A 10,631-nucleotide genomic window follows, 5' to 3' on the forward strand; every position below is an offset into this window, starting at 1 on the left:
GCTGGCTAGGGGCTACCTGAACCGTCCCGAGCTGACGGCGGAGAAATTCGTGACGGTTCCGTTTGCACCGGAGAAGCGAATGTATCGGACAGGGGACCTCGCGCGGTGGCTACCGGACGGAAACATCGAATATCTGGGCCGGATCGACCATCAGGTCAAAATTCGCGGCTATCGGATCGAACTGGGAGAAATCGAAGCCCAGCTCATGAAGACGGAGGCGGTGAAGGAAGCGCTTGTGATCGCGTGGGAGGACGAGTCCGGACAGAAGCAGCTCTGCGCGTACTTCACGGCGGAGCGTCCGCTAGCCACCGGAGATCTCCGAAGCGAATTGGCCGGGGCGCTGCCGGGGTATATGATTCCGACGCACTTCATGCAGCTGGAGCGCATGCCGTTGACGCCGAACGGCAAAGTAGACCGCAAGGCGCTGCCGGCGCCGGAAGGAACGGCACACACGGGAGCGGAATACAGGGCTCCCCGGACTTCCGTGGAGCAGACATTGGTTTCTGTATGGCAAGGGGTGCTGGGTGTCGGATCGATCGGGATTGATGACAACTTCTTCGATCTTGGCGGCGATTCCATTAAAGCGATCCAAGTTTCTTCCAGATTGTTTCAGGCCGGATACAAGCTGGAAATGAAAGATTTGTTCAAGTATCCGACCGTCAAGGAGCTGGGGACACGCGTTCAAGCGGCCAACCGAACCGCTGAGCAGGGAATCGTTGTCGGAGCAATGAAGCTGACGCCGATTCAGCGCTGGTTCTTCGGGCGGCAGTCGCCCGATCCGCATCATTTTAACCAGGCCGTTATGCTATACCGGGAACGCGGCTTCGAAGCAGAGGCGCTTCGCCGGACGATGAAAAAGATCGCCGAGCATCACGATGCGCTGCGCCTCGTTTTCCGCATGACGGAACAAGGCTGGGAAGCGTGGAACCGAGGCTTGGACGAAGGCGAGCCGTACAGCTTGGAAGTCGTGAACCTGAAAGGCGAAACGGACTGCGCGCAAGCGATTGAGGCGAAGGCCAACGAAATTCAAGGCAGCTTCAGCATGAGTGAAGGGCCTTTGGCGAAACTGGGGTTGTTCCAATGCGACGAGGGCGACCACCTGCTGATCGTTATTCATCATTTGGCGGTGGACGGGGTATCGTGGCGGATATTGCTTGAAGATTTTGCGGCGGGCTATGAGCAAGCCGTGAGCGGATCAGACATTCGACTCCCGCAAAAGACCGATTCGTTCCGGCAATGGGCGGATCGTTTGACGGACTATGCGAAAAGTCCGGCGATCGAGAACGAATGTTCGTATTGGAAGCAAGTGGAGCAAGTACGCGTGATCCCGCTGCCGAAGGATGACATGCAGGCGGCGCCGCAGGTCGGGGATAGCGAAGCGGTCACGGTCCAATGGACGAGGGAAGAAACGGAACGGCTGCTCAAGGAAGCGCACCGCGCCTACGGCACGGAGATGAACGACCTGCTGCTAACCGCATTGGGCCGGGCGATTTATGCCTGGACCGGCATCGGGCAATTGGTCGTGAACGTGGAAGGTCACGGCAGAGAGCCGATTGTTCCGGACATGGACATTACGCGTACGGTGGGCTGGTTCACCAGTCAGTATCCGGTCGTTTTGGAGATGGGAACGGACAAGGGGCTGGCTGATCAAATCAAGAAGATCAAGGAAGGGCTTCGCCGGATTCCGCACAAAGGGGTCGGGTACGGAATTTTGAAGTACCTGTCGGCTCCCGAAGAGGGCGGCACCGGCTCCAGCTCCATCCATCCGGAAATTAGCTTTAACTATTTGGGTCAATTCGACCAAGACTTGGAAAATAGCGCCCTACAGCTATCCCCCTATTCGACAGGGGCATCGATAAGCGCTAACGCATGGCGGACCTGCGCCCTGGATATCAACGGGATGATTTCCGAAGGAACGCTGAAGCTGACGATCGGCTACAGCGGCAAGGAGTACCGGAAAGAAACGATGGAGCGAGTGGGAGGACTGTTGAAGGCAAGCCTTCGGGAAGTCGTCGAGCATTGCCTTGGGAAGGAGCGCGCCGAGCTGACGCCAAGCGATGTCCTGTACAAGGAATTGACCCTGGAGGAGCTTGACGCGCTGGTGGAACAGACCGCCCATATTGGCGAGATTGAAAATGTGTACACCTTGACGCCGCTCCAAAAGGGGATGCTGTTCCACAGCTTGATGGACCCGGATTCGGGAGCCTACTATGAGCAAACGACCTTTACGCTTGAGGGAAGCTTCGAGGCAGCCGTTTTTGAAGAAAGCCTGAACGCGTTGGCGCAGCGCCATGAGGTATTAAGAGCGAACTATTATAGCGGTTGGCAGGAAGAGCCGCTGCAGGTCGTATTCCGGAACAAGCGTCCTAGTTTCCGGTATGAGGACCTGCGCTGCATGGATGAGGAGCAGCGCGAGGCGTATGCCCAACGCTTGGCCGGCGAGGGTAAGGCCAAGGGCTTCGATCTGGGGCAGGATTCGTTGATGAGGATATTGGTGCTGCGAACCGGCGACGAGACCTATCGTTTCCTGTGGAGCTTCCACCATATTGTGATGGACGGCTGGTGCTTGTCCCTGGTGGCCAAAGAGGTGTTCGAAACTTATTTTGCCACCCTGGAGCAAAGGCGGCCGGAGCTTGGAACCCCTCTCCCGTACGGCCGGTACATCGAATGGTTGCAGTCGCAGAATCGGGAAGCGGCTTCCAAGTATTGGAGCGACTATTTGGCGGGGTACGAGCAGGGAACCGTTCTGCCTCAGGCGAAATCCGGGAAAAAGGAAGGCGTCTACGCCGCCGAGACGCTGGCCCGCTCCTTCGGGGAGAAGTTGACGCGGGACATTGACCTCACGGCGAAGCAGCATCGGGTAACCGTGAATACCTTAATTCAGACGGCTTGGGGCGTTCTGCTGCAAAAATATAACGGCAGCGAAGACGTCGTGTTCGGAAGCGTCGTATCCGGCAGGCCGGCGGAGCTTCCCGGCATTGAGACGATGATTGGTTTGTTTATTAATACGATCCCGGTCCGCATCCAAAATGTTCCGGAGCAATCTTTCGCCTCCGTCATGAGAAGCGTGCAGGAGCAATCGCTGGCGGGCCAGGCGTACGAGACGTACCCGCTCTACGAGATTCAGGCGCAAAGCGAGCATAAGTCAGGTCTGATCGATCACATTATGGTGTTCGAGAACTATCCTGTCGATGAGCAGATGGAGCAGCTCGGAGATCATCGTTCCGTCAGCTTTGAGATCAAGGACGTTCATATATCGGAGCAAACGAATTACGATTTCAACCTGATCGTGGTTCCTGGCGATGAGATTGCATTGCGGATGGAGTACAACGCGTGCGTCTATGACCGGGCGGCGGTGGAGCGGATTTACGGACATCTGGTTCGCGTATTGGAACGAATTACGGCTGATCCGCAGATTCACGTTGGCGAGCTGAATGTGCTGACACCGGAGGAGCAGACGCAGATTCGAGTCCGGTTCAACGATACGGAGGCGGACTATCCGCGGGAAAAAACGATCCACGCACTGTTCGAGGAACAGGCGGAGCGCGCGCCGGAGCAGGTCGCGGTCGTCTACGAGGAGAGCCAACTAACATACGGCGAGCTGAACGAGCGGGCGAACCGGCTGGCGCGGACGCTGCGGGCCGAAGGCGTCCAAGCGGATACGCTGGTCGGCATCATGACGGATCGCTCGCTGGAGATGGTCGTCGGCATCCTCGCGATCCTGAAAGCCGGCGGAGCGTATGTGCCGATCGATCCGGAGTATCCGGAGGAGCGCATCCGCTACATGCTGGAGGACTCGGGAGCCAGGATGCTGTTGGTGAAGCATCTGTCGTACGATAAGCTCGCTTTTTATGAAGGGACGCTTATCGATTTGGATGATGCGGCGGTTTACGATCCGGACGGAAGTAACCTGAAGCACGTCGCGGGTCCGAACCATCTGGCCTACGTCATTTACACTTCGGGAACGACCGGCAAGCCGAAAGGAACGCTGATCGAGCACAAAAATGTCGTGCGGCTGCTGTTTAACGAGCGGAATTTGTTCGACTTCGGACCGTCGGATACGTGGACGCTGTTCCATTCGTACTGCTTCGATTTCTCGGTCTGGGAGATGTACGGGGCGCTGCTGTACGGAGGCCGGTTGATCATAGTGCCGGTGATGACGGCACGAAGCCCGCAGCAGTTCCGCGAGCTGCTGAAGGCCGAGCAGGTCACGATACTGAACCAGACGCCGACGTATTTCTACCAGCTGATGCAGGAAGAGCTGGGCTACGACAGCAAAGAGTTGAAGCTAAGACAGATCATTTTCGGCGGGGAAGCGTTAAGTCCGGCGCTGCTGAAAAGCTGGAAGGCGAAATATCCGCACGTGCAGCTGATTAATATGTACGGGATCACGGAAACGACGGTGCATGTGACGTACAAGGAGATAACCGAGCGCGAAATCGCGGAAGGCAAAAGCAACATCGGAAAGCCGATCCCGACACTCAGAGCGTACATTATGAACGAGCGGCGGCAATTGCAGCCGGTCGGGGTCCCCGGCGAGCTGTATGTGGCCGGGGACGGGCTGGCGCGAGGCTATTTGAACCGCGCGGACCTGACGGCGGAGCGCTTCGTGGAGCATCCGTTTGCAGCGGGCGAGCGGATGTACCGCACGGGCGATCTCGCGCGCTGGCTGCCGGACGGCAGCATCGAATATTTGGGCCGGATCGACCATCAGGTGAAAATCCGCGGCTACCGGATCGAGCTGGGCGAGCTCGAAGCGCAGCTATTGAAGGTGGAGACGGTGCGCGAGGCGATTGTCATCGCACGCGAGGACGAAGAGGGGCAAAAGCAGCTGTGCGCCTATTTTGTAGCGGATGCCGAGTTGACGGCTGGCGGACTCAAACAGGCTCTTTCCGCCGAACTGCCGAATTACATGCTCCCGTCGTACTTCGTCCAGCTCGATGCGATGCCACTGACGTCCAACGGCAAGGTCGACCGCAAAGCGCTGCCGGCTCCGGAGGGAAGCCTGCAGCTCAACGCGAAGTATGTCGCGCCTCGAACTCCGATCGAGCTTCGGCTCGCGCGGATTTGGCAGGAGGTGCTTGGCGTCCAGCGTATCGGGATAAATGACAATTTCTTCGACCTCGGCGGGCACTCTTTACGAGCGACGACGATGGCGGCCAAAATTCATAAGGAACTTCATATCCGCGTTCCGTTGAAGGAAGTGTTCCAAGCTCCGACGATCGAAGCCTTGGGGAAAGTGATCGGGGCTATGGGTCAAACTGCGTACGAGACCATTCCGGTCGTCGAGGAAAGAGATTACTACCCGGTAACTTCTGCACAGAAGCAGCTGTATATTTTGAGCCATCTGGAAGGCGGAGAGCTCAGCTACAACATGCCGAACGTCATGTCTGTCGAAGGACCGCTTGACCCGCTTCGTCTGGAAGCGGCGTTCCGCGAGCTGATCGCGCGTCATGAATCGCTGCGCACCGGCTTTGAGATGGTTGACGGCGAGCTGGTGCAGAGGATCTACCGCGAAGCGCAATTTGACGTGGAATACATGCAGGCTGAAGAAGCGGAAGCCGAAGCCTACATGGCCGGATTCGTACGCGCCTTCCCTCTGGAGAAGCCGCCGCTGCTGCGCGTCGGATTAATCGAGCATAAACCTGACCGTCACACGCTGCTGTTTGATATGCATCACATCATTTCGGACGGCGTCTCTATGGGGATCTTAATCCAAGAGTTTGTCCGCCTCTATGGGGGCGAGACGCTGCCGCCATTGCGGATTCAATATAAAGACTATGCGGTATGGCAGCTTCGGCAAGCGTCCGAAGAGCGTTACAGACAGCTGGAAAGCTACTGGCTCGAAGCCTTGTCCGGGGATTTGCCCGTCTTGCATTTGCCGACCGACTACCCGCGGCCTGCGCGGCTTAGCTTCGAGGGGGCGCAGATCGACTTTATGGCGGATCGGGCTTTGACCGAAGCGGTGAAGGGGCTGGCCGATGCCAGCGGCAGCACGCTGTTCATGGTTCTGCTTGCCGCCTATACGGTTCTGCTGTCCCAATACAGCGGCCAGGAAGATATGATCGTGGGCACTCCGATCGCCGGCAGATTGTCGGAGGAGCTGCAGGGCGTCATCGGAATGTTTGTCGGCACCTTACCGCTGCGGAACTATCCATCGGAAGGAAAAACCTTCCTGAGCTACCTGCAGGAAGTGAAAGAAAATGCCCTGCAAGCCTTCGAGCATCAGGACTATCCGTTCGAAAAGCTGGTCGAGCGGCTTGACGCAGCCAAGGATGTAAGCCGCAATCCGCTGTTCGATACGATGTTCACGCTCCAGAACCTCGAACGGCAGGAGCACGGGATTGAATCGTTAACCTTCACCCGTCAGATTCGGGAGAACGGAAGCTCCAAGTTCGACCTGAGCTTTACAGTCATGGAGCAAGGCGACGAGCTTGTGTGCAGCATCGTTTACCGGACTAAATTGTTTAAAAAGAACACGATGGAACAGCTTTCGCAAGATTTCCTGGCGATCTTACAGGCGGTTACGGCCAATCCTCACATTCCGCTCGAAGAAATCGACCTGGCGGACGGTCCGAGCCCCGCAGATCCATTATTCGAAAATAAGGAGTTTGTGTTTTAAGCTGCGCATCCGTCTCGAACGGCTGGCGTTCAAAGGGTGTGAGTCGGAATGGCGGCCCGCCCTTTGAACCCGGGTTTTATAAATGAAGGAAAGAAAGAGGAGTGAATTCATGAAAAAGAACAGGACATATTGGAACGGCAGGTTTGATTCCGACGACAGTATCATTCGCCTGCTGCCCGTTAAAGGTCCTCAGTTCAGCGCGCCTGATGGAAAGCTGCGCTCTTATTCCTATACTTTTTCCGGCGGGATGAGCCAAAGAATGAAGGCGATAGGAAACGGTTCGTCCATGCTCCTGTTTACCATTTTGTTGGCCGGGGTAGAATGCCTGCTTCATCAGTATACCCAGGAAGAACATATCGTTCTGGGCATGCCGGTAGTCGGAAAAGACGGCGCACCTTTGCTGAATGAGCTGCTGCTTCTGAAGCATCGCATGATTGGCACTAGCGGCTTCAAATCGCTTTTGGGGGAAATTCATTCGTCCGTCGGCGAAGCAGTCGCCCATCAGAACGTGCCTTTCCAGACGATGATCGGCCCATTGGACATTCAATACGATCCGAATGGCAGACCGGTTGTCCATACAATGGTTTGCTTTAACGAAATCCATACCATGAGCTTCCTGGAAAATACAGCGGTCGATATTTTGTTTGCCTTCGAATCGGAACAGGACAGCATCGGTGTGAAGCTGATGTACAACGAACATTTGTACGATCCGGCTTTTATCGAGCGTTTGGCCGAGCATTTAAACCGGGTTTATTCCGTTGTCTTGTATCAGCCCGAGCATCGGATCGATCTCATCGATCTGCTGTCCGAGGCCGAAAAGACGCAGCTGTTGGTTGAATTCAACGATACCGCCCAAGACTATCCGCGCGAAAAAACGGTCCACAAGCTGTTCGAAGAACAGGCGCAGCGGACGCCGGGGCATACCGCCGCCGTATGCGGGGACGGCCGATTGACCTATCGGGAGCTGAATGAGAAGGCCAACCGGCTCGCTTGGACACTCCGGGAGAATGGCGTTCGGCCGGGTCATGTTGTCGGGATGATGACCGAGCCTTCGCTCGAGATGGCCGTAGGCATACTCGGGATCTTGAAAGCCGGTGCGGCGTACGTGCCGATCGCTTCCGAGCAGCCGCAGGACCGCATCCGGCACATTCTGGAGGATTCGGGGGCACGGCTGCTGCTGACGCAGCGTCGGCTGTCGGAACGGGCGGCTTTTGCGGAAAAGCGCCTCTATTTGGACGAAGCGGCCGCGTATTGCGGCAGCGATTCGAATCCCGAGTCGGACACCGGTCCGGACGGACTGGCTTATATCATCTACACGTCGGGGACGACTGGGCTTCCGAAGGGCGTTCAGGTTACGCATCAAGGGGTAAGCAATTTCGTGTCCTACTTCGTTCAGGATGTGAAGCTTTCCGGCAGCGACAAGTCGGTGCTGACCTCTTCCTACTCCTTCGATTTATCGCTGACGTCGATTTTTCCCGTGCTGCTGTCGGGGGGCGAGCTTCATCTGCTGGGGAAAGAGCAGTACATGGAGCCCGAGCTGCTGCTTCGCTATATTCGCGAGCATCGGATTACCTTCCTGAAAATGGCGCCGTCCCTGTTCAGCATGATCGTGAACAGCCCGGCGTTTGACAGCAATCGCGACGCCGAAGCCGTGCGGATCATTGTGCTTGGCGGAGAAGAGTTCCGCTGCAGGGACGTTGCCGCTTATTTCAAGCGGTATCCGTCCGTACAATTTATGAATAGCTACGGTCCCACGGAAACGACGATTTCTTGCGTCACTTATTTGCTGGACCGGACGCAGTTTGCGGAGTTTCAGGTGCGGCCGGTGATCGGAAAGCCGATTCCGAATACCAAGATTTATATTGTGGGCGAAGGAAACCGGCTACAGCCGGTTGGGGTGCCGGGAGAAATTCTCATCGGCGGCGACGGCGTCAGCCGCGGCTATATCGGGCTGCCGGAGCTGCAGCGGCAAAAATTCATTTCCAGCCCGTTTGCGGACGGCGAAACGCTGTACCGGACAGGGGATTTGGCCAGATGGCTGCCGGACGGAAACATCGAAATATTGGGCCGGATTGATCATCAGGTGAAAATCCGCGGCTACCGGATCGAATTGGGTGAAGTGGAAGCCCGGTTATCGGACATTGCCGGGGTGCAGGAAGCGGCCGTTATGGCCCGGGACGACGAAGCTGGGGAAAAGCTGCTGTGCGCCTATGTCGTGGCGGATCGCCCGCTGCCCAGAGGAGAGCTGCGGAATGCGCTTGCCGGAACATTGCCGGAATACATGATCCCGTCTTATTTCGTCCAGCTGGAAAAGCTGCCGCTGACGCCGAACGGCAAGATTGACCGCAAAGCGCTCCCGGCTCCCGAAACCGCCGCGCGGACCGGAGCGGATTATGTCGCCCCCCGCACGCCGCTGGAAGCCAAGCTGACGCAGCTCTGGGAGGAAGTGCTCGGACTTCGCCAAGTCGGGGTAACGGACGATTTCTTTAAGATCGGCGGTCATTCGCTGCGAGCGATGACGCTGGTTTCGCGCATCTATAAGGAAATGCGGATCAACCTACCGCTGCATACGGTTTTCCACAACCCCACGATTGAAAGGATTGCGCGTGCGATCGAAGGGATGGAGCAAACCGCGTATGCGGCGATACCGCCGGTCGGGGAACGGGATTACTACCCGCTATCGTCCGCACAGAAACGTTTATATATTTTGAATCAAATCGAGGGCGCTCAGCTCACTTACAATATGCCCGGCATAAGAATGCTGGTCGGGCGGCTGGACCGCAAACGGTTGGAGGATGCGTTCCGGGCCTTGATCGAGCGTCACGAGACGCTGCGAACCGGGTTTGAGGTCTTCGACGGAGAGCCGGTGCAGCGGGTTTACCCGACGGTGGATTTTGCGCTGGAGTACAGACAGGCGGACGAAGAAGAGGCCGACGGGATCATTCGCAGCTTCATGCGCGAGTTCGATCTGCGGAAGCCGCCGCTCCTGCGGGTAGGACTGATCAGGCTTCGGGAGGACCGGCATATTTTATGCTTTGACATGCATCATATCGTCTCCGACGGCATCTCCATGAACGTGCTCATGAGGGAGTTTGCTCTGCTGTACGAAGGACGGGAGCCGGTACTGCCTGACATTCAATATAAGGATTACGCGGCGTGGCAGCAGGCGGAACTGCAGAGCGAACGGATGAAAGCGCAGGAAGCGTACTGGCTGAACGTATTCCGCGGGGAAATTCAAGTGTTGGACCTTCCAACGGATTATGCGCGGCCGGCGGAACGAAGTTACCTGGGAGATACTTTCGAATTTGTCATCGACAAGCCGAGGCTGGAAGGGCTGAAGCAGCTTGCCGCCGAGACCGGGTCGACCTTGTATATGGTTTTATTAGCCGCTTATACCGTTTTGCTGCATAAATATACAGAACAGACAGACATCGTTGTTGGCACGCCGATTGCCGGAAGGCCGCATGCGGACCTTGAGCATCTGATCGGCATGTTCGCAGGTACGCTGGCGCTTCGTAACTACCCAGCCCCGGAAAAAACATTCCGCGATTACGTTCGGGAAGTAAAAGAGCACGCGCTGCACGCCTACGAGAATCAGGACTATCCGTTCGAGCAATTGGTGGAGAAGCTGAACGTCGCCAGAGATGCAAGCCGCAATCCGCTCTTCGACACGATGTTTATTCTGCAAAATGCGGAGGAGCCTAAAGCCGACATCGACGGTCTGACCGTTGAGCCTTATCCCCGCAAGCATACGACCGCCAAGTTCGATTTGAGCTTTCATGCGTCTGAGGAAGCGCATCGTATCGTATGCAGCATCGAGTACGCGAGCGCGCTGTTCAAGCCAGAAACCGTCCGGCGGATGGCGCGGCATTTTACGCAGCTTCTTGACGGGATTGTTCAGGACCCGAATGGGGCGCTTTCGTCCATCGAAATCTTGACCGAGCAGGAGAGGGCGCAAATTGCAGCGTCGTTCAACGATACGGCATGGCCGTATGCTGCGGACATGACG

The 10,631-nt window shown here is 56.8% G+C and carries 2 protein-coding genes; both read left to right on the top strand.

What is annotated here, in order from left to right; translation table 11 throughout:
• A partial coding sequence (locus PEL01S_RS33470) for a non-ribosomal peptide synthetase (RefSeq protein ID WP_127463259.1) occupies window positions 1–6,622 on the top strand: 6,622 nt, incomplete at its 5' end.
• Window positions 6,623–6,704: 82 nt separating this feature from the next.
• Window positions 6,705–10,631: non-ribosomal peptide synthetase (locus tag PEL01S_RS33475; RefSeq protein WP_127463260.1), on the top strand; the 3,927-nt coding region annotated here is incomplete at its 3' end.

Source organism: Paenibacillus elgii NBRC 100335 (genome assembly GCF_004000865.1).
Lineage (GTDB): Bacteria > Bacillota > Bacilli > Paenibacillales > NBRC-103111 > Paenibacillus_G > Paenibacillus_G elgii.